This is a genomic window from Spirosoma sp. SC4-14 (assembly GCF_037201965.1).
Classification (GTDB): domain Bacteria; phylum Bacteroidota; class Bacteroidia; order Cytophagales; family Spirosomataceae; genus Spirosoma.
Map to the genome: position 1 here is coordinate 664,051 of NZ_CP147518.1, position 23,055 is coordinate 687,105.

At 49.2% G+C, this 23,055-nt stretch carries 22 protein-coding genes; 8 read left to right on the forward strand and 14 right to left on the reverse strand.

Going from position 1 to position 23,055, the window contains the following annotated elements:
- Positions 1 to 25 precede the first annotated feature (25 nt).
- From WBJ53_RS02810 to WBJ53_RS02820, 3 genes are read left to right on the forward strand one after another with little or no spacing between them, the layout of a single operon-like run.
- On the forward strand, positions 26 to 937 hold the full coding sequence (locus tag WBJ53_RS02810; protein WP_338874527.1) for a hypothetical protein: 912 nt from the start codon (positions 26 to 28) through the stop codon (positions 935 to 937).
- Position 938: 1 nt separating this feature from the next.
- Positions 939 to 2,015 carry a VWA domain-containing protein gene (locus tag WBJ53_RS02815; RefSeq protein WP_338874528.1) on the forward strand — a complete coding sequence of 359 codons (1,077 nt, stop codon included), beginning with the start codon at positions 939 to 941 and terminating at the stop codon, positions 2,013 to 2,015.
- Between the two features lie 14 nt (positions 2,016 to 2,029).
- A complete protein-coding gene (locus WBJ53_RS02820) occupies positions 2,030 to 2,605 on the forward strand; it encodes a ribonuclease HII (protein ID WP_338874529.1) in 576 nt (191 codons plus the stop codon).
- Between the two features lie 18 nt (positions 2,606 to 2,623).
- On the opposite strand, the gene WBJ53_RS02825 is transcribed toward WBJ53_RS02820, so the two are convergent.
- The gene (locus WBJ53_RS02825) at positions 2,624 to 2,935 is read right to left on the reverse strand and encodes a hypothetical protein (RefSeq protein ID WP_338874530.1); all 312 of its coding nucleotides are present in this window, start codon (positions 2,933 to 2,935) and stop codon (positions 2,624 to 2,626) included.
- A gap of 70 nt (positions 2,936 to 3,005) precedes the next feature.
- On the reverse strand, positions 3,006 to 3,518 hold the full coding sequence (locus WBJ53_RS02830) for a nuclear transport factor 2 family protein (RefSeq protein WP_338874531.1): 513 nt from the start codon (positions 3,516 to 3,518) through the stop codon (positions 3,006 to 3,008).
- Positions 3,519 to 3,639: 121 nt separating this feature from the next.
- Between WBJ53_RS02830 and WBJ53_RS02835 the strand changes: the two genes are divergently transcribed.
- The gene (locus WBJ53_RS02835; protein ID WP_338874532.1) at positions 3,640 to 4,653 is read left to right on the forward strand and encodes an AraC family transcriptional regulator ligand-binding domain-containing protein; all 1,014 of its coding nucleotides are present in this window, start codon (positions 3,640 to 3,642) and stop codon (positions 4,651 to 4,653) included.
- Between the two features lie 148 nt (positions 4,654 to 4,801).
- Here the strand turns inward: WBJ53_RS02835 and WBJ53_RS02840 are convergent, their stop codons facing one another.
- On the reverse strand, positions 4,802 to 6,976 hold the full coding sequence (locus WBJ53_RS02840; RefSeq protein ID WP_338874533.1) for a 3-hydroxyacyl-CoA dehydrogenase NAD-binding domain-containing protein: 2,175 nt from the start codon (positions 6,974 to 6,976) through the stop codon (positions 4,802 to 4,804).
- 44 nt (positions 6,977 to 7,020) lie between these two features.
- Here WBJ53_RS02840 and WBJ53_RS02845 point away from each other — a divergent pair, with 44 nt between their 5' ends.
- A complete protein-coding gene (locus WBJ53_RS02845; RefSeq protein WP_338874534.1) occupies positions 7,021 to 7,242 on the forward strand; it encodes a hypothetical protein in 222 nt (73 codons plus the stop codon).
- Between the two features lie 237 nt (positions 7,243 to 7,479).
- On the forward strand, positions 7,480 to 7,686 hold the full coding sequence (locus WBJ53_RS02850) for a PIN domain-containing protein (protein ID WP_338874535.1): 207 nt from the start codon (positions 7,480 to 7,482) through the stop codon (positions 7,684 to 7,686).
- Here the strand turns inward: WBJ53_RS02850 and WBJ53_RS02855 are convergent.
- From WBJ53_RS02855 to WBJ53_RS02880, 6 genes are all read right to left on the reverse strand, one after another.
- Positions 7,679 to 8,887: an acetyl-CoA C-acetyltransferase gene (locus WBJ53_RS02855; protein WP_338874536.1), complete on the reverse strand. Its 1,209-nt coding sequence runs from the start codon at positions 8,885 to 8,887 to the stop codon at positions 7,679 to 7,681. The two genes, WBJ53_RS02850 and WBJ53_RS02855, sit on opposite strands and share 8 nt — an antisense overlap.
- Positions 8,888 to 9,056: 169 nt before the next feature.
- Positions 9,057 to 10,058 carry a hypothetical protein gene (locus WBJ53_RS02860; RefSeq protein WP_338874537.1) on the reverse strand — a complete coding sequence of 334 codons (1,002 nt, stop codon included), beginning with the start codon at positions 10,056 to 10,058 and terminating at the stop codon, positions 9,057 to 9,059.
- A 70-nt stretch (positions 10,059 to 10,128) separates the two neighbouring features.
- Positions 10,129 to 11,703 (reverse strand): flavin monoamine oxidase family protein, encoded by a 1,575-nt coding sequence (locus WBJ53_RS02865; protein WP_338874538.1) that lies wholly within the window; start codon positions 11,701 to 11,703, stop codon positions 10,129 to 10,131.
- 86 nt (positions 11,704 to 11,789) lie between these two features.
- The gene (locus tag WBJ53_RS02870; RefSeq protein WP_338874539.1) at positions 11,790 to 12,959 is read right to left on the reverse strand and encodes a histidinol-phosphate transaminase; all 1,170 of its coding nucleotides are present in this window, start codon (positions 12,957 to 12,959) and stop codon (positions 11,790 to 11,792) included.
- 424 nt (positions 12,960 to 13,383) lie between these two features.
- On the reverse strand, positions 13,384 to 15,378 hold the full coding sequence (locus WBJ53_RS02875) for a S9 family peptidase (RefSeq protein ID WP_338874540.1): 1,995 nt from the start codon (positions 15,376 to 15,378) through the stop codon (positions 13,384 to 13,386).
- A gap of 115 nt (positions 15,379 to 15,493) precedes the next feature.
- Positions 15,494 to 15,967, reverse strand: coding sequence for a lipocalin family protein (locus tag WBJ53_RS02880; RefSeq protein WP_338874541.1), 474 nt, complete (start codon positions 15,965 to 15,967; stop codon positions 15,494 to 15,496).
- Positions 15,968 to 16,379: 412 nt separating this feature from the next.
- Here WBJ53_RS02880 and WBJ53_RS02885 point away from each other — a divergent pair, with 412 nt between their 5' ends.
- Both WBJ53_RS02885 and WBJ53_RS02890 read left to right on the forward strand, forming a co-directional pair.
- On the forward strand, positions 16,380 to 17,264 hold the full coding sequence (locus WBJ53_RS02885; protein ID WP_338874542.1) for a hypothetical protein: 885 nt from the start codon (positions 16,380 to 16,382) through the stop codon (positions 17,262 to 17,264).
- A 19-nt stretch (positions 17,265 to 17,283) separates the two neighbouring features.
- Positions 17,284 to 18,144: a hypothetical protein gene (locus WBJ53_RS02890; RefSeq protein WP_338874543.1), complete on the forward strand. Its 861-nt coding sequence runs from the start codon at positions 17,284 to 17,286 to the stop codon at positions 18,142 to 18,144.
- A gap of 2 nt (positions 18,145 to 18,146) precedes the next feature.
- Here WBJ53_RS02890 and WBJ53_RS02895 read toward each other — a convergent pair whose 3' ends face one another.
- From WBJ53_RS02895 to WBJ53_RS02915, 5 genes are all read right to left on the reverse strand, one after another.
- Positions 18,147 to 19,421: an aminotransferase class V-fold PLP-dependent enzyme gene (locus WBJ53_RS02895; RefSeq protein WP_338874544.1), complete on the reverse strand. Its 1,275-nt coding sequence runs from the start codon at positions 19,419 to 19,421 to the stop codon at positions 18,147 to 18,149.
- Between the two features lie 66 nt (positions 19,422 to 19,487).
- Positions 19,488 to 19,904, reverse strand: coding sequence for a putative toxin-antitoxin system toxin component, PIN family (locus tag WBJ53_RS02900; RefSeq protein WP_338874545.1), 417 nt, complete (start codon positions 19,902 to 19,904; stop codon positions 19,488 to 19,490).
- Positions 19,901 to 20,128, reverse strand: coding sequence for a hypothetical protein (locus WBJ53_RS02905; RefSeq protein WP_338874546.1), 228 nt, complete (start codon positions 20,126 to 20,128; stop codon positions 19,901 to 19,903). Before WBJ53_RS02905 ends, WBJ53_RS02900 begins: the two co-directional genes overlap by 4 nt.
- Before the next feature lie 122 nt (positions 20,129 to 20,250).
- Positions 20,251 to 21,636: a M28 family metallopeptidase gene (locus WBJ53_RS02910; protein WP_338874547.1), complete on the reverse strand. Its 1,386-nt coding sequence runs from the start codon at positions 21,634 to 21,636 to the stop codon at positions 20,251 to 20,253.
- A gap of 121 nt (positions 21,637 to 21,757) precedes the next feature.
- A complete protein-coding gene (locus tag WBJ53_RS02915) occupies positions 21,758 to 23,008 on the reverse strand; it encodes a Pycsar system effector family protein (RefSeq protein WP_338874548.1) in 1,251 nt (416 codons plus the stop codon).
- Positions 23,009 to 23,055 lie beyond the last annotated feature (47 nt).

Here is a 23,055-nt window from a genome sequence, read left to right on the forward strand (position 1 = left end):
GCCGTTGCTTAGGGCGCAGCCACCTGTGCAACAGCCTTCATTAAAGGGCCAATTTCTGACCGATAGCATTGAAATCGGACGGCCATTTCGCTATGCGTTAACGTACCGACATCCGCCCACTGCCGAAGTGTTGTTTCCCGATACGGCTTATCATTTTTTGCCTTTCCGGGTAAAAGAAGTTACGGTATCGCCTACCCTGACAACGGGCGAGGGAAAAATAGCTGTTAGCCGCGACAGCGCCGTTTATACCCTTATTTCGTTCGAAACCGATTCAGTTCAACTCCTACAGGTGCCAATCCGATTGGTCAATGCCAACGACTGCACAGTTATTATGTCGCAGATCGATACGGTGTTTTTACGTACGCATCTCAAAAGCCCTGGCTCTAAATCGAAATTTCCAAAAAACCTGTCGCTGGCATCTGAAACCGAACTGGCTAAGCTGCAACAGCAATTTAATTACCCGGTTCTGGGCGAAGTGCTGCTGGCTGCGTGGGCGTTGCTCACATTGATCTATCTGCTTTTTGGTCGACAAATGCGCCGAAAATGGCATTTATATCAGTTATACCTGCATCAGAAGCGTTTCCTGCGCGATTATACCAAATTGAGCCAGCAGTTAAGTGCCGAAAACGCATCAGAAGTTGCCAATCAGGCTGTTATTATCTGGAAAACGTATCTGGAAGAGCTGGAACGTCAGCCCTATGCGTCGTTGACAACCCCCGAAATAGCCGAACGCACGGGCGACGAACGGGTGGCCGATGCGCTTCGGGAGGCCGACCGGATGATTTATGGGGGCGAATTTTCCGGGCAGGCATTCGATGCACTTCGGGTGCTCCGTACAGTGGCGGTGCAGGCCTATCGACGACGGCGAAGTTCGATTCAGGAAGCTACCCAGCCACTACATTTTTCCGAAGAAACCATACCGTCAACTCGCTCGTAATATGAAGCATTGGTATTCGCCATCCTGGTTCAGTCTACAGCTTTGGGAGCAGTTTCGGTTCACGAACCCGTTGGCTTTATACTTAATTCCGGCTATAGGCGTGCTATTTGCGTTGCGATATTATCTGCATCGGACAGCCCAGCAACGATTAAATATGTCGCTCGATACGTCGGGGAGTCGTTCCCGGAGCGAAGGCTTTATGGGAGGCATTGTACGAACCAATCAGACACTGATGAGCTGGCTGCGTTTTTTGCTGCCTGCCAGTGTTTTCGTTGGTATGAGTTTTCTACTGGTAGCATTAGCCAGACCCCAGCTTGTGGAAACTCATCGCCAGGAGCAATCAGAAGGAATTGATATTATGCTGGCTATAGATGTGTCGTCGTCGATGTCTGAAGCCGACATGCCACCCACACGATTGGCAACTGCCCGACGAGTGGCCCAGACGTTTGTTAATGGACGAAAAAACGATCGGATTGGGTTGGTTATTTTTGCCGGTGAGGCTTTCTCCCTTTGCCCTCTCACAACCGATTATGACTTGTTGAAACAATATCTGAGCGAGCTGAACGATCAAATGATCAATACGTCGGGTACGGCTATTGGCGATGCGCTGGCCCGGTGCATCAACCGAATGCGTGATCCGACAACTGTGCCAACCGATTCGATGCAGACCGCAAAAAAACGCACTAAGATCGTTATTCTGCTTAGCGATGGCGATAATACGGCGGGTAATCTCGATCCCGTTACGGCAGCTCGCCTGGCTAAAGCCTTTGGAATTCGGCTCTATACAATTGCGGTTGGCCGGGTCACGGAGTCGAATGCCGACGCGGCTACGGTCGATGAAGGTATCCTGAAAACAATTGCCGGTATTGGTAATGGTAGCTTTTTTCGGGCTATCGATGCCGGACGGCTACGGGATGTATTTGCGCAGATCGATCGGCTGGAGAAAGCTCCCGTTCGGGTGGTAGTGTATGAAGATGTGCAGGATTTTTACCGAATTTATATCTATTGGGGAATCGCTTTTTTGTTGTTGGCCCTCCTGTTGAAAAATACGATTGTTGGAAATGTGCTGGAAGATTAAAATGAGCCTGCCCTATGCTTAAATCTTTTTACAATGCCGATGCTGTTGAAGCCGGTTTAGATGAAGTTGGGCGGGGTTGCCTGGCGGGGCCTGTGGTAGCGGCAGCGGTAATTTTGCCCAAAAATTATGAGCACCCAATTTTGAACGACTCCAAACAGTTAACGCGTGGGCAGCGCGAAAGCCTTCGGGAAGCCATTCAGCGCGATGCGCTGGCGTGGGCGGTAGCTGAGGTGTCGCACGAAGATATTGATCGGATCAATATTCTGAAAGCCAGCTTTCTGGCCATGCATCGGGCGGTCGATGCACTTACGGTCAGGCCCGAACATTTGCTGGTTGATGGAAATCGGTTTGTACCCTACCCGATGATTCCGCACACGTGTATCATCAAAGGAGATGCGCATTATTTGTCGATTGCAGCAGCCTCGGTGCTAGCTAAAACCTACCGTGATGAGCTTATGGAGCAGTTGGGGCTGGAGTTTCCGGCCTACGGCTGGGCGCAGAATGTGGGCTATCCTACACCCATCCATCGGGAAGCCATTCGAAAATATGGCCCGACGAAATATCATCGGATGAGCTTTCGACTAATCTGAAACAGAACAGAATTGCCATTAACGGGTCAGCCTGAGCAGTTTTTGGAATGAGATAAAAGGAGATGTCAGGCTTGTCCAGTACTTTGTAGGTGTTGAATGCATAAGTAAGCGTAGTACTAAGCTGCCTATAATGGGTAGGATGAAATCGTCGGTTTCCATCAGTGAGAACCAGCTCGTCCGCAATTGCAATCGCGGACGAGCATGAGAGCATGGGAAACTGAATGGACGATTAAAGACAAAAAGAGAATCGGCCTGCGGGACGAAGAACCGCAGAAAGTCATCGAAGACATCTTCGAGAATTGCTTTCCAGAGAGTATCGTCACGTTTCATGGGGTAAAGGCATACAAAAGGTAAGCCAATTGAACCAGGTAGTTGTTACCCAGGCAGGCCGACTTATCGGCTAGTTCATCCAGAACTCGTCTTCCTGCGCAATGTCGGCCGAGTATACCCTGGCTTTTACGATCTGACCATTTTCAACGGTATATACATCAATGTTGTCGACGTCGAGAATGCCGCCGTTTGGTTGAGCCGCTTTCCAGTGAACCAGACAGGCTACGCTGTTGCCATTGGCTGTTAAGACTTTGATATCGGTCAGTGCCAGCGTGTTCGAGGTTGCTTCAAACATGCCGCCGACCATCTTAAACACTTCTGTGCTTGATTTTTTTATCCCCGAAAAACGGTTGTTTCCTGGTTGATTCCATTCAATAGTAGGATGGATGGCTGCTGCCAGTTTGACCTGATTTCCTTGTTGAACAGCGGTTAAAAACTCTCTAACTACCTGCATTGCCTGTGTTTCCATTGTGTTTGGCTGGTTTGTGGTCGAACGACCGGGTTTATTGATAGGTTGATTGAATGATTGAGGAGTTGCCAAATGGCCTACGATGAAGAGAAGACCGATTATGATTGTTTTCATGGCGTTTTTTTTGACAAATGTACCGGGCTAATTGCTGGCACATTTTACCCGTATGCGCCAACCCATTACCATTTCGCGCCAGCCATAAAAGCGTAGCGGAACGTTGCCGTATCTTTACGTCATGCAAGACTATCAGAAACGTTTAGCACTTAGTTTGCTGGCTTATGCCGTTCAGAAAAACATTAATGTCGAACAACTTTGTGAACGATCGGGAGTAGATATCAAGACATTGCGCTCGGAAACAAGTACCGATTTCTCGACCCAGCAGTTTAGTGCACTTTGGCTGGTGGCAACAGAGTTAAGCCGTGATCCGTTCTTTGGGTTGCATTTTGGCGAATCGCTGCAACTGACGGCGTTGGGCGTGGTTGGTGAATTACTTCGGCACAGTCGCACCATCGGTGAAGCACTAACGCATGCGGCTGGTTTTGGGCACTTGGTTACCGATATGATGACAATGGAAATGGAACGTGCTGAGCAGTCATTTACACTTCGGTTCATACCCGATCATGATCGCCAAATCGCCTATCCAGAGCTATTTCGACAGGTTATGGACTTTTTTATGGCTTTTGCCCTACATGAGGTCGATGGCCTGATTTTGCGGAAAATGAACCCATCGGTAGTGAAAATGGCACACGGGCAAACGAAGCTATACGAATACCAGCGCGTGCTGCGGTGCCCGATTATTCAGCGTAGCGATACATATAGTATGGAGTTTGCCAGTGACTACTGGGACGAGCCTATTTTAACGGCCGATTATGAATTACAGCGTGTTCTACTCCGAAAAGTGAGTACCCTGAACGATGCCTTTGCCAACACGCAGGTACTCAGCGAACGCATCAACAGATACCTGCTTGCTAATGCTTATATGGGCGTTCCGACGCTCGATGCCATTGCCGCTAATCTGAACGTTAGTAGTCGTAGTTTGCAGCGTAAATTGCAGGAAGAAGGCGTAACCTACCAGCAACTGACCGACTCGATGCGGAAATCACTGGCTTTGCACTACCTGAAGTCGGGAAATTATCCGGTAAAAGAAGTATCGTATATTCTGGGATACAACGAACTGAGTGCCTTTAATCGGGCATTTCGACGCTGGACCGGCACTACTCCGGCTAGTTATCAGAAAAAGTATAGTTAGAGATTGCGTAATAGCATAATAGCCGTTCACGCAATCTCCAGAACTATTCAACTCTTTCCATGCCTGTTGGGGCACTAATTCACTTCTGGGCTCGTCTGCGATTGTACCGCGGATGCGCGAGGTTAGCGTCTGCGACGCTCAAAACTATTTATACCCTCGCGTCTATGACGCGGCCCATACTCATTTGCATATTGGCTCGCTCCCGTAGCAGTTCGGTTGGGCGGAAGCGTTCGCCGTACTGATCGGCTAATCGGTCGAGCGTTTGAACGAAGGTGTCGACGCCTACGAAGTCGGCAAACGACAAGGCTCCTCCGGTATAAGCCGGAAAACCCCAGCCCAGAATCGAGCCCAGGTCGGCATCCAGCTTTGTGCGGACGACCTTTTCTTCAAAACAACGAACCGCTTCAATGGCCTGCCGATACAGCAGCCGTGTTTTCACTTCATCGAGTGTTGGTTGATTATCTGTTTGGGGATACAAATCGGCTAAACCAGCCCACAGGCTTTTCGGCTGGCCCTCTGGATAATCATAAAAACCTGCTTTCGCTTTTTTGCCTAACCGACCCAGTTCAACAAACTGCCGGGAAACCTGATAGCTGGTATCCGCTTCGCCGATAGCCCCATCACTGACGCCCTGGGCCGCAATTTTATAGACCAGATCAAGAGCTACTTCGTCAGTTACGGCCAGAGGGCCAACGGGCATACCAGCATCTTTTCCCGCATTTTCGATCAGAATTGGGCTAACGCCGTCTTTCAGCAACTCCATACCTTCCGACGAATAGGTGCCGAAGCAACGTGATGTATAGAACCCACGGGAATCGTTCACCACAATCGGCGTTTTCCGAATCTTGCGTGTATAGTCGATAGCCACTGCCAGGGCGTAGTTGGAGGTTTGTTTGCCCATGATGATTTCCACAAGCATCATCTTGTCGACGGGCGAGAAGAAGTGAATACCGATAAAGTTTTCGGGTTTAGCGGCTGCCTGGGCGAGGCCGCTGATTGGAAGCGTTGAGGTATTAGAACCAAAAACACCTGTATCTGGCGCTAACATCGGCTCGGCTTCTGTTGTGACCTGTGCTTTGAGTTCCCGTTTTTCGAAAACCGCTTCAATTATTAGGTCGCAGCCCTGTAGGTCCTGGGCATCGGCGGTCGGTTTAATGAGGTTGAGAATGCCGTCGACCTTGAGTGGGTCTACTTTACCGCGTTCGACACCTTTTTTTAGCAAACTGCGCGAGTAATCCTTACCTTTTTCGGCTGCTTCGATCGACACATCTTTCAGAACGACCTCAATGCCGGCCTGCGCCGACACATAGGCAATACCCGCGCCCATCATACCCGCACCCAATATGCCTAGTTTTTTGACATCGGTCTTCGGAACATCTTTTGGCCGACTGGCGCCTTTGTTGGCTTCGTTCAGGCCCAGAAACATAGTCTGGATCAGATTTTTGGCCACTTTCGACGTTGCGACGTTCACAAAATGGCGCGCTTCGATAGTCAGCGCCCGGTCAATATTGACCTGCAACCCTTCATATACACAGGCCATAATTTCGAGTGGGGCCGGATAATTGCCTTTCGTCTTATCCATCATCATGGCCGTACCGACACTGAACGCCTGGGCACCCGTAACACTCTGCACGTTACCGCCCGGCACCTTGAAATTATCTTTCCCAACAATTTTGCCAGTCTTACGGTCAATTTCGTCCCAGGGTTTCAGTGGTTTGGGGTTAGCGGCAATCCAGTTTTTGGCTTTTGTCAGCAGATCGGCGGGCGTATCGGCAATCTCGTCGATCATACCCAGGGTTTTGGCTTCCTGAACACCCACTTTTTTCCCTTCCAGAATGAGCGACAAAGCTGCCTGAATACCAATCATGCGTGGTAAGCGTTGTGTACCACCAGCACCGGGCAACAGACCGATGGTTACTTCAACCAGCCCGATTAACGTTTTAGGATTGTTGAGAGCGACTCGATGATGACAGGCCAGACAAATTTCGTAGCCTCCACCAAGAGCCGTACCGTTGATGGCCGCAACGGTTGGTTTTCCCGATGTTTCGATGCGCCGAAAAATGCGGTTCAGTTCGGCCGAAACCTTTAGCATTTCGGCCGGATCTTTATCGTTGTTGCGCAAAATCATTTTCAGATCGGCACCCGCCACAAATTCGGGTTTAGCTGATGTGATAATGATACCTTGCACGGAATCATCGGCGAATGCTTTCTGTAGAGCCGCTTCAAACTGCGGGATCGATTCGTCGTTGAGAACGTTCATCGGGGCCGACGTCATTTCCCACGAAATGATGGCCACGTTGTTATCGATACTATAGTTAATCATACGAAAGTTCTTTTGTAACTTTACTTAACAAATTGTGCTGTATTATGGGAGCAGTTCGCCTTATACAAAAGCCTGAGAATGGTCAGCTCATTATCAACGTTCCTGATGAGATGCGTGACCAGACGCTGGTTGTTGAATTTCATCCAATTTGGGAGGAGCAATCACAGGAAAAAACGCTTGCTGAGATTTCGCGGGCTTTTTTTGAAAAACTACCTGCACCCGACCCCAATCTTAATTGGGATGAATTAAATGTTTATAAGCAGTAATATCTTCATCGATAGCTCTGTTTTGGTTGAATGGGCTAAGCAGACAGAAGTAGAACTGTTTAATTATTTAACAACTGCTACTCAATACAATCTTTGTATCAATCAGATTGTATTGAGCGAATTTACGTACTACTGGCTGGCTATAGAAGGTAAAAAGCTCCGGTAACCTTAAAACGGGATGCCGTTATCCCCGATTTAATAGCGAAACATAGTCCAGGTGATCTTTTAGCAAAATTTGTGTTTCTGCAGCCTGGGCAGGCAGTTGTCCCGCTGTATCTTCATTATATGGAGCAATACAATCTTTTGCCTAACGATGCATTGATACTGGCCACATGCAAACTGAATGATGGTACCTTCATCGCCAGTCATGATAGGGATTTCGCTACAGCCTGCCATCCTGAAGGCATTCGGTTAATCCGTTCCAGTAGGGATCTGGCTAATTAACGCGTTCGAAAATAGTAGCGATGCCCATACCGCCACCAATACAAAGGGAAGCCAGACCGACCTGCTTACCCGAACGTTCGAGCTCGTCGAGAAGGGTAGCCGAAATGATGGCTCCCGTAGCGCCCAGCGGATGGCCCAGGGCAATGGCTCCGCCGTTGACATTGAGTTGGCTATGATCAACGCCCAGTTCGTCCATAAATAGCAGTGGAACGGCGGCAAAGGCTTCGTTTACTTCGAACAGATCAATATCGCTGATGCTCATGCCTGCCCGTTTGAGTACTTTTCGGGTTGCCGGGACTGGTCCAGTAAGCATAATAGTCGGTTCCGAACCGACTATGGCAAAAGCCTTGATACGGGCGCGGGGTTTCAATCCTGCTTTCTCGCCAAATTCTTTACTGCCAATCAACACACCGGCCGCACCATCGACGATCTGCGACGAATTCCCCGCGTGATGAACGTGATTGATTTTATCGAACTGAGCATATTTAAGCAGCGCCAGCGCATCCAGTCCCATTTGCCCCATCGTTTCGAATGAAGGTTTTAGCTTACTCAGGCTTTCGACTGTAGTGCCGGGCCGTACACCTTCGTCGCGATCGAGAAGGGTTACGCCTATTTCATCTTTGATTGGAACCAGGGTTTTCTGAAACCGATGATCGGCTTGTGCGTCGACCGCCCGACGATATGATTCGGCCGCAAAACTGTCGACATCGTGTCGTGAGTAGCCGTATTTAGTAGCAATCAGATCGGCCGAAATACCCTGCGGAACAATGTTATGGCGGGCTACAATCTGCGGGTTCATAAATAATGCGCCACCGTCGGAACCCATCGGTACCCGCGACATCGACTCGACTCCTCCGGCAACAATGGCATCGACCTGGCCCGACATTACGTAAGCGCTGGCCATGTTAATCGCTTCCAGACCCGACGAGCAAAACCGGTTGAGCTGAACGCCCGCTACCGATTCGGCATAGCCAGCTTCCAGAGCGGCCGTGCGGGCAATATCGGCACCTTGTTCGCCAATGGGCGTTACGCAACCCATAATTACGTCGTCGATCAGCGAAGTGTCGAACGGATTACGGTCGCGGAGTTCGCGTAAAACGCTCGTCAGGAGCTGAATGGGTTGTACGTCGTGCAATGCACCGTCGCTTTTGCCCCGTCCGCGTGGCGTCCGAACGGCATCATAAATGAAAGCCTCTGCCATAATTTTGGAAAATTAGTATGCTTGCATACTGTTGTGTCTGACAAAAGTAAGCGCAAATGCAGAATAGGACAACGAAATAGGGAAAATTTGATATGCGGTTTGGTAAAAACAAGAACGCGGAGCAACCTGTGGGGTTACTCCGCGTTCCCGGAGATACTTTTATAAAAAATTACTTGTCCAGCACAACCGTTTCGTCAACCAGATACGCGCCAGATTCGGTTACCAGATTATAAACGGCTTTTACTGATCGAATGGCTTTTTCGGTACGAACAACCTTGTAAGCCGAAACACCTTGACTGGCAGCATCGTAACGGTACAGAACATCGCCTGCCTGCACGTCGCCCAGTGCTTTGCGACCGGTTGCGGTCATAACCGGATGATTAGCAGTAGCTTCGATTCGTGTTGGGGCTGAAAGAGCATTCCGATTGTCGGCAGTGAGTTCATTAACCGGTGCGAGCCAAACACCTGCTAGCTCGAATGTGCCCGTATGGGTATCGACACCCGTAACCTGCGTAGGAACCAGCGCTTTGCTTTGGGCATTGTAGCCTAGCACAACATCGCCTGTTTGTATGTTGCTAATGGCTTTGGTTGAGCCATCGGCCAGCGTAACGGACGCATCAGCGGCAAAGCAAAAGTTATATTCTTCTTTCTTTTTATCGCCACCTTCGTCGGCTTTTCCCGCACCACCTGCCAGCAGGTTGGCCATTTCGCGCGAGAGCACAAATGAAAGGGTTGACATAAGACCCGGTTCTTTTTCGCCCACGTATTTAAGATCGTCGATGTAGGCATCCCAGGCTTTGCGGTCGGCTGAAGCCCCCGGAATAACGAAGGGTTTTACCTCTCCCGATTTTTCGTTTTTGTAGATAGCCAGTAGGCCAAGGTCTTTGGTATCTTCGGCCGTAAAGACTTTGTAGAGATAAATTTTTCGGGTGATTCCATCGCTGTAAGTAAAAACATAGGCAGGCCGTTCTTCGTAGCGATCCAGAATAAAACCACCCGATTTGAAGTAGGTGTCTTTGTCGAGATTGGCAATTTTGATGGCTTTAATCGCCTTCAATTGATCGAGCGTCATGCTGGCCGAAGCCGTTTGTGCCCAGACGCGCTGACTGAGCAACTGTGTTGTAATGGCACAACAGAAAAAAATCAGTAGAGAGAGCAGGTTGTGTTTCATGATCTTTATAGCCCCCCACCCCCAAAGGGGGAGTCTATGGAATAAATGCCCCATTGGGGATGGGAGCTTTTTATTTTTTTGTGTATTGACCTACGCGGGCATGAATGGCTTCGACAGCTCGGCGGGCCGACGTAAAGGCGCCGGCCATCCAGGCGGTGAGGTAGGTTGTGTGTTCACCAGCAAAATAAATGGCATCGTCGGGTTCGAGCAGCGCCGGGTAATATTTTTTTCGGGTTGCATCGTCGTAAACGGCCCAGCCACCAGCATTGTAAGGAATGCGATGCCAGGCCAGTGAAAACGAATTTTCGAACTCTGTAGGGTATTGCGGATGGATTTTGCCGCCCTGCGCAAGCGCCAGTTTCTGGCGTTCGGCAACCGGCAAGGCTCCCACGCTTTCGGCCCGGCTATAGAAGTTATAGTAACCGATCAGAACACCTTTCCTGCCCTGTAGCCCAAACGATGGGTACCATATCTGGTTAATGTCCATATTGGTTCGCGAAATGCCGCCGTAAATACCATCGTCTTCTTCCCAAAACCGACGTTTGAATTGAAGACCAATTTTCCCGGTTTTCATATATGGAATAAAATCGGCCGCCCGTTTTACGGTTCCGGACAGATCTGATTCGAGCGATTTCAGGATCGGTAATGGCAGTGTGCAGACGCAGAATTCGCCTTTGATTTCGGCTGGTTTGCCCTCTTTTTGATAGACAACCCGAACGCCGTTTTCGGTTTTGCGAAGCTCCGTTATGGGAGCATTGAAAATGATCTTACCCGCCAGCTTCTTCTCAAGTGCTCTTGGAATGGCATCCATACCGCCAACGGGCTGAAGCAGTGTTGCCTGTTGTTCATAGGCATAATCGCCAACATTGTAGAAAACCGGCTGCATAAAGCCCGAACGTAGCAAATCGGCAAGACCGTATGGGTCGGTGAGCGCGCCGGGAGCGTTACCGGCACCCGGATCGTTCTTTTCCTTATAACCACGTCGATTAGTGCCTTTATACAAGTGTGCCGTATTCAGATCGCCTTCATTTTTCAGGAAGTCGATCAGTTTTTCAACATCTTCTTTGGTGAGTTGCTGATCGAGGCTCGACTGGTCGAGGGCTTTGGCCAGCAGTTCGGATGTGTAGCCACGCATATCGTTATGATAGTCGCTGATACGCATCCGTCGGTTGGCCAGATCGCCGGTTCCTCCCTCGTTGTAGAGGTAAGCCGATTCGTTAGCACCGTTAAAAATTTCCAGCGGTACGCCCAGCTCGCGGCAGTAGTGAAGTGTAATCTGATGATGATGCGGAATGCGGGCTGCGCCACCGTTAAAATACAGCCCCTCGCCAAATGAGCAGGATTGCGGAGTTCCGCCACCGAGTTCGGTTTCTGTAGTTCCACCGCGAATAGTCCAGACACGGCCGCCCGACCGCGACCGGGCTTCGAGCACGGTGCAGTCGTAGCCTAACTTGCCAAGTTCATAAGCCGTGGTCAGGCCCGCTAACCCGGCTCCTAAAATGATAACTTTTCGTGCTTTACCATCGGTGCCTGTGCCATTGGCCGGAAGGTCGATTGCCGAGGCTGGAGCCGCAGGCAACATGCCCCAGGCCATCAGGCTGACATAGCTGGCACTTGTTGAATTGATGAAGTCTCTTCGCGTCATAGAAAAGTCAATCGTCAGTAGTCATTGGACATTGGTCATTAATCTATTGACCAATGACTAAATGACCGATGACTAACGACTTTCGTTTACCCCACTACCTTTTTAAATCCGTCAATGAAAATGGCCATTTCGTCCATTGTGCCCACGCTAACCCGGCAAAACGGCTGCCCGTTGAATTCGCGGGTCTGGATGCCGATGCCTTGTGAGTACATCTGGTTTTCGAACGATTTGGTTTTCATGCGGATCGGGAAGAGAATGAAGTTTGTCGACGATGGAATCACTTCATAACCCAGATCGGTCAGGGCTTTAGTCGTATAGGTTCTGGCTTTAGCGTTTTCGGCCCGGCAATGGTTCTGCCAGTCTTTGTCCTGATAGCTGGCAATACCGGCCATAAGGGTTGTAATGCTAACTGCAAAATCGCCATTGGTGTACGCGTGCAGCGTTTTGAGCATTTCGGGCTGGGCAATGGCATAACCTAAACGTAGTCCGGCAAAGCCGTGGATTTTGGAGAACGTACGTGCCAGAATGACGTTAAGACCGTCGGTTACAACTTTACCCAGCTTAGGCCGGTCGGCGGGTTCATAAAAATCAATGTAGGCTTCGTCGATGAAGACCGGTACTTTAGGCGCAACCTCGCGGCAAAATGCTTCCAGTTCGGCGGTTGGCAAAATGGTTCCGGTTGGGTTGTTCGGATTCACGATGTAAACCATCTTAACATCGGGCGTAATACTTGCCTTGATCGCTGCCAGATCGTATGTATAATCCTTGGTCATCGGCAACGCCTTGATTTTGGCACCGAATTTTTCGGCACGCTGGAGCAGGTCGTCATAGGTCAGGGCGCTGGTCAGAATGGTACCACCATTTTTAGCGAAATGGTCGGCAGCCGCCATCAGAATATCCGACGAACCGGGCGACATCATGATGTTGGTTGGTTTTACGCCTTCGTCGGTAGCAATGAGTTGCTTCAACTGACCAAACTCCATCCAGGCATAGCGATTGCCAACATCAGCAGCTTTCACGAGGGCTTCTTTGGCGCTAGCCGAAATACCGAGGGGGTTTTCGTTGGCAAACAACCGCGCCCGCAGTTTGGGCATTGTATCGGGAGGAGCCGCAAAGGCAAATTCGTTCGTAAAGGTTGTCTGAGTCAGTTCGGTTGATGAAGCTGCTTCAGCGGGAGCAAACCGGCTTAAGCTAAGTCCGGCTGTTAATAAACCGCTGGCGCGAAGCCAGTCCCGGCGAGTAAGTTGTGAAGACATGACTGTGAGCTTTTTTGTATTTATCTACGATAAAATAAAAGTAAAGCAAAATCTAAACCCTTAATATATAGCGTGTTGTGAAAGTACGAATTAATGATAAAAAAAAGAGCTTTCGAATGGAAAATGCCCTGAATTTTATTTCAAGAATCCACTATTTGGCAAAATTTTTACTTAGGTGATTTTGCTTATGCCAAAGAAAAGAATGTTGATTGATTATTTAGTCATCGGTCAGTTGTCATTGGTTAATTTACCATCGGTCAGTTGTAAAACGAGCAGAAAACACTCATGAACTAATGACAACTGAGCAGTGAAACATGCTCGTCTGCGATACAATCGCGGATAAGCATGTACGAGACCTAAAAGGTTTTCAAAACCTTTTAGGTCTGTTTATCTCGAACAACCAATCAACCAATGACTAAATGCCTTAGAGCGTTTTGCCTTTCAAATATTTATCGAACCATTGCAGATAGCGGTCAACGCGGTCTTTCTGATAGCTCGGTACCGTGATGCCATGGAACTGGCCGGGATAAATAACCAGTTGCGTCGGAATGCCCAGCGACCGTAGCGCCTGAAACATCTGCTCGCTACCGGCCACCGGCACGTTGAAGTCTTTCTCGCTGGCCATAAACAGCGTTGGCGTTTTGATGCGGTCGGCTTTCAGGAACGGGTAGGAGAGTTTTAGCCATTTATCGGTGTTTTTCCAGGGCGCTCCCAACTCCGTTTCGTACTGGTTCGTGTACTGATCACTGCCGTACATACTCAGTTGCAAGGAACTACCGGCACCGCTGGCCGCTGCCTTGAAACGTGTATCGGTAGCAATGGTGTAGTTGGTCAGAATGCCGCCGTAGCTCCAGCCACCAATGCCCATCCGTTCGGGGTCGGCAATGCCTTTTTCGACTACATAATCGGCGGCTCCCAGAATATCCAGTACTTCTTTGTTGCCCCAGTCGGCATAAATCGCTTTCGTATAGTCGAGGCCGCGACCGTTGCTGCCCCGGTAGTTGACGGCTACAACGGCATAGCCACCGGCTGCCAGTAGCTGCCGGGTCAGATCGAACGAGAATTCGTCCTGCGAAACAGGGCCACCGTGTATGTAGAAAATAGTCGGTAGTTTCTTACCCGCTAGCGTTCCGGCTGGTCGGTACAAAATGCTCGATACCTGTGCCCCGTCTTTGCTTTTCGAGGTAAAACCTTCAACCGTTGCCAGTTCGAGCGGAGCCAGAAAGTCATCGTGTACGTGCGTCAGGCGACGGGTTGTGCCATTCTCAACCGCATAGAGTTCGGCCGGAGTTTGCGGGTCGCTCATTTGGGTCAGCCAGTTTCCAGCCGATACGGCTTCCAGATCGCTAAAGGCACGATTGCCACCAGCCAGCTTTGTGAATTTACCGTCGAGCGTATGCTGCCCTACGTAGGTCTGACGATCGTCCTGAACCAGCACCCCGATGGCCTGACTGTCTTTCGCCCATTTGGGATTCCGAACGGGCCGATCCAATGATTTTGACAGCAAGGTCGGTTCGCCACCATCGCGACCAATTACGGCCAGTATAGGCTGATCGTACATCAGAAAATTGGCCGAGCCGGTCGAGCGCAGGTAAGCAATTCGCTTGCCGTCAGGACTCCATACCGGATTATTGTCGGAGCCGGGCCAGGTCGTTATCTGCTTCATGGTAGCGCCTTTGCGGGCGTCCATGACGTAGATGTCGGTGTTCTGGTTCCGGTCGGGGTCGTCGGTGCGGTTGCTCACAAAGGCGAGTTGTGAACCGTCGGGCGACCAAACGGGCGAAGTTTCGTCATGAATGCCGGTAGTTAGCGTGTCGATTTTCTTCGTAGCGATGTCGTAGAGGTAGAGGTGCGTTGCTCCTTTTTCCAGGTACCCCCGCATGTCGGCCTTGAAATGGTAGCGGTCGAGCACGTAGGGCTTACGAACTTTGGTTTTTGCTGAATCGGCATAGTCGGGGTCGCGCAGAACGAGCGCAATTTTTTTGCTGTCCGGCGACCATACGTAATCGTCCAGATCGGTTTTCAGGTCGGTAAGTTTTTTCGCTTCACCACCCCGACGGTCCATAAGCCAGATCTGTCCTTTGGTAGCACCTTGCCGCGACGATACAAACGAAATGTATTTACCATCCGGGCTAAACCGGGCTTTCGACTCGCTATCGGGCCCGTTGGTGAGCTGGACCGATTCGTTGCCGTCCCAGCTTACCATCCAGAGATCAGTATTGCGTTTGTCTTTGGTGGTATCGACGGTTGATACATTATAGGTGATCCATTTGCCATCGGGCGAAAGTTGCGGATCGCTGATGGCGTGGAGCCGGTAAATGTCTTTCGGATTGATCGGGCGTTTTTTGGTTACAGACTGTGCCATACTGCCCGCGCCCAAAAGAGCAAGCAGGCAGATCAACAGCAAACGGTTTGTCATGATGGAGTATGAATTAACAGCTAAAGGAAGCCTACAAGTTACACAAAAAAAGCCAGTGGAAATCCACTGGCTTAGTGATTAAGAATCATGCTTAGAGTATGAGTTCTTATTGATTTTACTTTCGATAAACATATTGGAACTTACCACTTACGGTAGAGGTACTATCGCCAGGTAGAGTAATGTCATATATTTTGGTTGATATAAGCTCTTCGAGGCTACCTGTCTGCTGATAATTTAACGATTCTGTAGTGCCATCATCATATTTAAGCGTAAGTAAGTTATTAGAAAAATCCCAGGTGCCACTTACGTCGTCTACTAATCCGCCTGATTTATAGTTATCTAAGAATGATTTATCAGCTCTTATATCGATTTGGGAGTTATAAGGCTGAAAGATCCCGTTATTGTATAAATCAAGTCCAAGGCCGTTTAGGTTTGTATTGGGAGCTGTAAATCCACTTAAAAGTGCCTTATTCAACTGCCAACGTCCTATTACTGGCGATACGGGAGCTGGGTCACTGCTTTTGCTACAAGAACTTAGCCCCGCAGCAGAAAGAAGGGCCAGGCAGAGTACATAAACGTAACGTTTCATAAGAATTAGATTTTTGGAATCTGAGCTTTAAACCGGACAAGTGGCGTAAGCTACAAAAAAAACGGATAGTGTAATACCTGCAATACGCTGAAAACGGACTTATTGATGCTTTGAGACAAATAAAATTAGTTGTTGGGCAATTGTTGTTTTGAGTTATTCTGTGGGTGCTGGCGGTGAAAAGCAGCCCTACGCTTTCATAGTGTATTTTAAACTGCTATATAAGTGTAAATTGTATTCATTTTGGTTTCTTTTTGGTGTTAGGGTAATACTTTTGCGATTGATTGCTTCCTTTCTCTTCCTGCGAGCACTTGCTCACCAACTATTCTTTCTGTTCAACAAGTAGCCCATCTGGCTTCCTTATTGGCGTAATAGGTATCGACAGTTACTCACCACAACCACACATAGACCATCCGTGCATAAGACTTCGAAATATCGTTTGCTGCCCTTATTAGTAGGCCTGTTGATTGGCTGTAGCAGCGAAAAGCAACCAGCCATCGATCTGGCTTCCTGTCGTATTGTTAAAACCATTTATAAGAGTTCGACGCTTGGCATGAAAGCCGAAGATATAGTCGACCCGGAGCTTGTGACACTGGAAGATGGTACTAAACAACAAGTTAGTAAAATTACAACGACTACCTACACATACGATCAACAGGGACGGATTAGTAAAGTAAGAGAGGATTTATTAGGAGGAGACTACCGCATTATTAGTTATTCATATACCTCTACTGCCTTATATATTGTCCGTGAGTCTTTAGCTAATCTGGTTTCTAATCAGGTTAGCGTTACCTATGATACTTTACCCCTTAATGAACGAGGGCTGATTACCCGAAGTATAGGCCCTCTACATGGCCCTCTGGTCTTATCGTATAACGCCAATGATCAGGTGATTTGCGATGTGGGGGATATCCCTGTGCAGACCTATGAGTATACCAATGGTAACCTGATTCAACGCTACGAGAACGCCTATTATGTACAGCGTAATGGGCAGTGGGTGCCCACCGATTATCTACTCAAGCAATATCAGTATGAGCTAGGTAAGCCAAATTTGCCTTTGATCTATCAGTTTGAGGGCAAACTGAGCCGTAATCTGCCCGTGGAAGAGCTTTGGCAGATGCAGCAGTCGGCTGAGTTTCCCAACGGGCCGGTTTATCGGAAAGTGTTTCTCTACCAGTATGATCAGCAAGGGCGGGTTGCCCGTCGGATTAGTCATGGCAAGGCGCTGCGTGCCGATTGGCTGATTGAAGATGACACCTATGGTTTGGGCGTGACCGACTATCAATACGAATGTAAGTAAGCCAAACATGCACACAATCATGAATTACGCATCAACCTATTGTTTTCTGCTCATCGGCCTGTTAGCCTCCTGCACGGGTTGCCAAAAAGAGCCAACACAACTCAGTTCAGCCCAGCAAAACGGTTGCCTGATGGCAACCCAGACAACGAAGCAATTGGTGAGCGAACGGCAGCCCTCTCAGCTTGATCTGGAAACTGTGATTGTCGATGGAAAATCGTTTCGGGTTAGTACTACCAAAAAGAGCGCCTATACCTACGATGAGCAGGGACGTATACTAACTGAGTACAATCAGTATGCGGGCAGTGAGGCTAACTATGTTCGGGCCAATGCTAATTCTGTTTTCTACCAGTATAGTGCATCAGAAGTGCTTATACGGACAGTTTCCTTTTCTGATAATACGAAAAATGAAAGAAGCTATACCGTAGCGTTGAATAAACAGGGACTGGCCGAGAAGCTACCACTTGATTTCAAGGCTACTTATGATAATAGTGGTTATTTGCTGAGCCTGGTAAATGACGATTATAAATTGGCTGCGACGATTGATAAGGGTAATATTATTGAACAGACAATGCCCGGCTATGATGCTACACCCAGTCATACATTTCGGTATACCTATGATTTAGATAAACCGGGTTTGCCTGCCATACCAACTTTTTATGGGAAGCCTTCGCGTCATTTACCCGCTGGGTACACGATTCAGCAAAATGGACCATTCGGTGTATATCCCAATGTGTATCAGGTAAGTTATACCTATACGTTCAATGAACTTGGGTTAGTGAAGCGTCAGATTTTTCAGGGTAAGAACGGAGAAAAAGCGTATCTGTATGGCGGAGGGTCGCCAATTAAAGTCACAGACTTTACCTACACCTGCTCGCAATAACACTATCCTGCCAACTCCTTCAGCGCCCGCACAAACGTGTCCAGCTCAGCGGTGGTTGTGTAGAGATGCGGGGTAACGCGCACGCCGTGGACGTTGGCGCCATCGATGGCAACCGTAAAAATCTTGTACTTGTCGAGTAGGGTTTTAGCCAGTTCGGCGGGTTTTATTCCAGTGATGCCTACGTTGGCAATAGCGCAGGAGCGGTTGGGGTCTTCGGGTGTATTCAGAACAATGTTCGGATGATGCCGTACCTGATCGGTCCAGTAGCGTTGCAGGTAGCGGAGCCGGGCCTGTTTACGGTCGGAACCGATACTTTCGTGAAAACGAATAGCATCCTGAATGGCCAGATCGGTGGCTACCGGGTGCGTGCCGGTGTGGTTCAGTTTCCGAATATCGTCGTTGGCAACGCTGCTATCAGCGAACATAGGCCAGATGGCCGGAATTTTTTCTTTGCGCACATACAGCAGACCCGCGCCCAGCGGTGCGCCAAGCCATTTGTGCAAACTGCTGGCATAGTAATCGCAGTCGCCCAGATCGGCCAGCGTAAAGTCGAGATGCCCAAACGCATGCGCGCCATCGACCATCACTTCGACATTGTGTTTGTGTGCCATCTCCACAAGCTGACGGATGGGCAGAATCTGGCCCGTAATATTGACCAGATGGCAAACCATCAGCATCCGGGTTTTGGGTGTAATGGCTTTCTCATACAGGCTAACAATTTCGGCGTCGGATTGCGGATGATTGGGCAGCGAAACCATACGGTTGACAATGCCGTGCCGTTTTGCCTGAAGCCGGAACATATCGAGCATGGCACCGTAGTCCTGTTCGGCCATTATGGCTTCGTCGCCTGCTTTCCACGGAAAACCACCAATTACCGTGTCGAGCGATTCGGTGGTGTTGCGGGTAATGATCAACTCGTCGGGAGAGCAGCCCAGCAATTTGGCTAACTGCTCCTGCGACACCCGTTTATCGTCGAACTGACGGGTACGCATGTAATAAGACGAAACGGTGTTGATCTGCTGAATATGTTGCAGATAACGGTCCATAACGGGCTGAGCTGCCAGCGAGTAGTAACCGTTTTCAAGCTGAATAAACTCCTTCGTTACCGGATAAAGCTCCCGAATCCGAACCCAGAATGCTTCTTCCTGCGCCAGTACAGTGGCAGGTGTGTGGGCTACCTGACTCAGCATCTGATCAAAATCGGACCATTGCAGACTAGGTAAGGCCGCAGCGCCGACCATACGTTTCAAAAATTGCCGTTTGGAGAGGTGAGACATGGCTGATTGGGGTTAGAAAAAGACTTTTGACAACGTTTAAAACCGCATTGGCGGCCCTGGTAAAGGTTATTCCGTAGATTGTATATTGTCCAAAAACGGTTGTAAGCGTATAATCTTAATGCCACGATAAGGGCTAAGGGCAAGTAAGTCGTTTTTATTGCCCGTAATTAAGTATTCGGCCTGAGCATCTAGCGCTAATGATAGTAGATAATTATCGTCAGGGTCAGGACTGTCTGTCACGATAGTGGTTGGTGTAATTAGCGTCAGTCGAAGTTTAACGATTTCCAGAAACAGGGCAATGTCATTAGGTGTGACATATTTCTGGAATTTTTCCCGATGGGCTACTTCGGTAATTTCGGTCAACAGATTGTTATCGGCGAAAATTTCGATATCAGGTCGTTCTAAAATCAGCGTTAATTTTTCACGATGCTTTTTCCCGATTAGTGCGCTGATGAAATCATTTGTATCCACAACGATTTTCATGCAGGCGAGTTCGTTTGCTTTTCGAGTCGATAAGCCTTAATCTCATTCAAAATCTCGTCCTCAGTAATAGCTGGCTCGGTTTGCGGAAGCTGACGATCCAGTTTATTCCATAGATTGATCCAGGATGGCTGATCGGGTTTCAGCGAAATAATACCCAGATCAATTAGATCGTCGATGAGTTTTCTGGCTTTAGCCGATTTGATTTCAATTGTGAGTGTTTCCATTTTGTCGTTCACTGCTTATTTTCCAAAGCTAACCAATTAGCGGCCATGAGACAAGCTAGCCGAAATGGGTTTCTGGCAAGAAAAATAACGAAAAGACCGATTTCTCAAAGGTCAAAAAGCATTTACCGCAAATTCGGAACAGGCAGCACCGGCAAACTTTCGTTGCCATCTTCGCTAACGGACTGAACAGCAAAATAATAATTGTCCTTCGAGAACGGAAGCGTCATACCGAGTTTGGTGGTGAAGAACTTCTTCTGCCAGAAAGGCCAGTAGGTTTCGCGCATCAATACATAGTACCCTTTCACTTTGCCCGCTTTAGGGGCCTGCCAGTAGAGCGCCGTTGAGTTGGTCAGGTTCCGAACATCGACGGTCACATTCTGCGGTACCGTTGGCGATTTAGCCAGATTAGCCAGGGTAGCCAGATTAACGGCCGTGTTTTTACGCAGATAGTCGAAATCCATAAACTTCGGATAGTCGCCATATTCGATACCATTCTGGGTGCGCAAATCCTGGTGTTGGTGCTCGTAGTTTTCGTTCATTTCGGTTAGGCGCACGGCCGCAAAGCCACGTTGCACATAGGGCGTATGGTCGCCACCACGCAGGTAGCGGTCGTTGCGGTAAACCATCACCACTTCCAGGTTTTCGACATACCGTTCGCCGATTTCTTTCAGATAGCGGGCCAGCGTGCGGGCCTTGCCGTCGTTTTCGTTCCCAAACCGCTGAATCTGACCAATTCGTCCGGTGGTGTCTTTCAGCAGGCTGGAGGGCAATCCTTCGCTGAAAACCCGAAGGCGCGTGTTGTCGATGATGCGGGTATCGCTGCTGTTGTTGCTACCCATAATGTCGTTGTTCAGAACGGCCTCTACGTTCCATTTCTCCTTGACGGCCCGTTCCGAAAGATGCTCAGCGCCCAGCAGCCCCTGCTCTTCACCCGTCAGCGTAACGAAAATGATGGTTGCCGGAAACGACGATTTGCTCATCACCCGGCATAGTTCAATAACGGCAGCAGTTCCTGAGCCGTCGTCGTTAGCGCCCGGTGCGTCCGATTCGCGGTTCATCACATTGGAAACGCGGCTGTCCATGTGGCCCTGCACGATAAAAATGCGGTCATCGTTGGGATCGGTACCTTTCAGCGTAGCCATTACGTTACCCATATTGGCCGGTTTATCGACCCGCCGACCGTCGGGCTGGAGTGTCCATGTATCGAGCGTAGCCGTCATTCGGCCGCCCGATTGTTTTGCATACTGATTGAATTTGCCCAGAATCCATTGACGGGCCGCGCCAAGTCCTTTTTTGCCGGGCTGGTCAGCTGCATTCATCGGAACGCTGAGCGTGTGGCGTGTGCCGAAGCTAACCAGTCCGTTGATATGTGCCTGCAAACTATCGGCCGAGATCTGGCTAACCAGATCGGCAATCTGCGGGTCGCGGTTAATGATGGTTTGGGCGTTTAAGAAGGGAGAAGCAAGAAAAGAGGCAACAAAGAAAGGAAGTAACGATTTGGTTTGCATGAGTTTGATGATTGAGATAGCGAAGCTAACAAAAAAGCGCAAACCAGCCTAGTTTGCGCTTCTAATAGCACTGTTTGCCAACGATTATTTCAGGAATGGGCGTTTATGCCAAACGCCTGATTTACCGGCTCATATAAGCAGCCAGGCCAAAGGCAATGACCGATACGATCAGCCCGAACATAAACACCGAATACGACCAGCGCAGAAGTTTGTATTTGCGGCCGAGCACTTTGCCCAGGAAATAAATGTCGCGGATCATGCTCGAATACAGGAAATCGGCATCGTCCATCATCCGGCGCATTCCCCACTCATAATCCGATAATTCCATGCGGTAGAAGTTGCCGAAGAAGAGCAGATTGGCACTTTTGTTTTCGATGTCTTCGCGGCTGAACAAGCCGCTCGTTACGTTCGGGCGGGTTGCCAGAACGGCCAGCACCGTTGCCACAACACTGGTTATTGTGAAAATGACCGTTGGAACGGTAAGCAGCGGCCATTCTTCCAGCTTTCGAATCAGGATACTTACCACCAGTGAGATAACGATCGTGTTGATCGAAATCATGATGTTAGCCTTAGTATCGGCCATTGAACTCAACTGAAAGTGGTTCTGCGACGTTAGTCGGAACATGGTTTCTACGCCCCGTTCGGGTTTTCGGGGTTTCGGATTGGCCGTGGGCATGTCGAATACCTGACTCACCGGATCGAGGTGTTTAGCCTGTTTTTCGGGTTTGGGTTTCTCCTGCTTATGGGGTTTGGCATCTTCTTCATCTTCGCCATCTTCCTCAATTTGCCGACGCAGAATGTCGAGGTTGGCGGCTTTGCGCGGTGCCAGAATGGTTTGCCCGTATTCGGTAAAGTAGTGGTGGCTTTCCAGAAAACCGGCTGTTTTCTTACGCCATTTCTTCTTGCTGATCTTGTTGCCAGTGCGTTTCAATTCCTGCCGTAATTCTTCACTACGATCCACAAAATCGCTGGTGGCGAGGTGCCCCAGATCGGAATCGCAAAGAATTTCGGCCAGATGATTGCCATTGGGCGACTGCGGCATTTTAGTGGCTTCGATACAGGCTACAACCTCATCAATGCGTTTGGCCGACATACCATGCTCGTTCAGAAAAGGGCGGGCATGGTCGATTCCACTATGTTCATGTTCGGTGCAGCCTTCAATATAGCCAATGTCGTGTAGCCAGGCAGCAATCAATACCGTTTCCCGGTCGGTATCAGACAATCTTTCGTGATCTGCAATCTCATTGGCAAAGTTTACCACAGCCTGCGTATGGCTCAGGTTATGATACGTATAATCTAATGGAAGCTGCTTAAGCAACGTTTCGGCGTAAACGCGGGTTTGATGAAGCAGCGTGGTTTCCTGAGCAATCATACAGTTTGTTTTGCTATACTTGCCGGTAAGCTACAAGGTAACGAATA

What these genes read in the sequence shown, in the direction of transcription:
- WBJ53_RS02835 (WP_338874532.1), top strand. Translation starts at nt 3,640, where the DNA reads ATGCAAGACTATCAGAAACGTTTAGCACTTAGTTTGCTGGCTTATGCC.
- WBJ53_RS02845 (WP_338874534.1), top strand. Translation starts at nt 7,021, where the DNA reads ATGGGAGCAGTTCGCCTTATACAAAAGCCTGAGAATGGTCAGCTCATT.
- WBJ53_RS02915 (WP_338874548.1), bottom strand. Translation starts at nt 23,008, where the DNA reads ATGATTGCTCAGGAAACCACGCTGCTTCATCAAACCCGCGTTTACGCC.
- WBJ53_RS02860 (WP_338874537.1), bottom strand. Translation starts at nt 10,058, where the DNA reads ATGAAACACAACCTGCTCTCTCTACTGATTTTTTTCTGTTGTGCCATT.
- WBJ53_RS02830 (WP_338874531.1), bottom strand. Translation starts at nt 3,518, where the DNA reads ATGAAAACAATCATAATCGGTCTTCTCTTCATCGTAGGCCATTTGGCA.
- WBJ53_RS02865 (WP_338874538.1), bottom strand. Translation starts at nt 11,703, where the DNA reads ATGACGCGAAGAGACTTCATCAATTCAACAAGTGCCAGCTATGTCAGC.
- WBJ53_RS02820 (WP_338874529.1), top strand. Translation starts at nt 2,030, where the DNA reads ATGCTTAAATCTTTTTACAATGCCGATGCTGTTGAAGCCGGTTTAGAT.
- WBJ53_RS02890 (WP_338874543.1), top strand. Translation starts at nt 17,284, where the DNA reads ATGAATTACGCATCAACCTATTGTTTTCTGCTCATCGGCCTGTTAGCC.
- WBJ53_RS02910 (WP_338874547.1), bottom strand. Translation starts at nt 21,636, where the DNA reads ATGCAAACCAAATCGTTACTTCCTTTCTTTGTTGCCTCTTTTCTTGCT.
- WBJ53_RS02825 (WP_338874530.1), bottom strand. Translation starts at nt 2,935, where the DNA reads ATGAAACGTGACGATACTCTCTGGAAAGCAATTCTCGAAGATGTCTTC.
- WBJ53_RS02815 (WP_338874528.1), top strand. Translation starts at nt 939, where the DNA reads ATGAAGCATTGGTATTCGCCATCCTGGTTCAGTCTACAGCTTTGGGAG.
- WBJ53_RS02870 (WP_338874539.1), bottom strand. Translation starts at nt 12,959, where the DNA reads ATGTCTTCACAACTTACTCGCCGGGACTGGCTTCGCGCCAGCGGTTTA.
- WBJ53_RS02900 (WP_338874545.1), bottom strand. Translation starts at nt 19,904, where the DNA reads ATGAAAATCGTTGTGGATACAAATGATTTCATCAGCGCACTAATCGGG.
- WBJ53_RS02875 (WP_338874540.1), bottom strand. Translation starts at nt 15,378, where the DNA reads ATGACAAACCGTTTGCTGTTGATCTGCCTGCTTGCTCTTTTGGGCGCG.
- WBJ53_RS02840 (WP_338874533.1), bottom strand. Translation starts at nt 6,976, where the DNA reads ATGATTAACTATAGTATCGATAACAACGTGGCCATCATTTCGTGGGAA.
- WBJ53_RS02895 (WP_338874544.1), bottom strand. Translation starts at nt 19,421, where the DNA reads ATGTCTCACCTCTCCAAACGGCAATTTTTGAAACGTATGGTCGGCGCT.
- WBJ53_RS02880 (WP_338874541.1), bottom strand. Translation starts at nt 15,967, where the DNA reads ATGAAACGTTACGTTTATGTACTCTGCCTGGCCCTTCTTTCTGCTGCG.
- WBJ53_RS02855 (WP_338874536.1), bottom strand. Translation starts at nt 8,887, where the DNA reads ATGGCAGAGGCTTTCATTTATGATGCCGTTCGGACGCCACGCGGACGG.
- WBJ53_RS02905 (WP_338874546.1), bottom strand. Translation starts at nt 20,128, where the DNA reads ATGGAAACACTCACAATTGAAATCAAATCGGCTAAAGCCAGAAAACTC.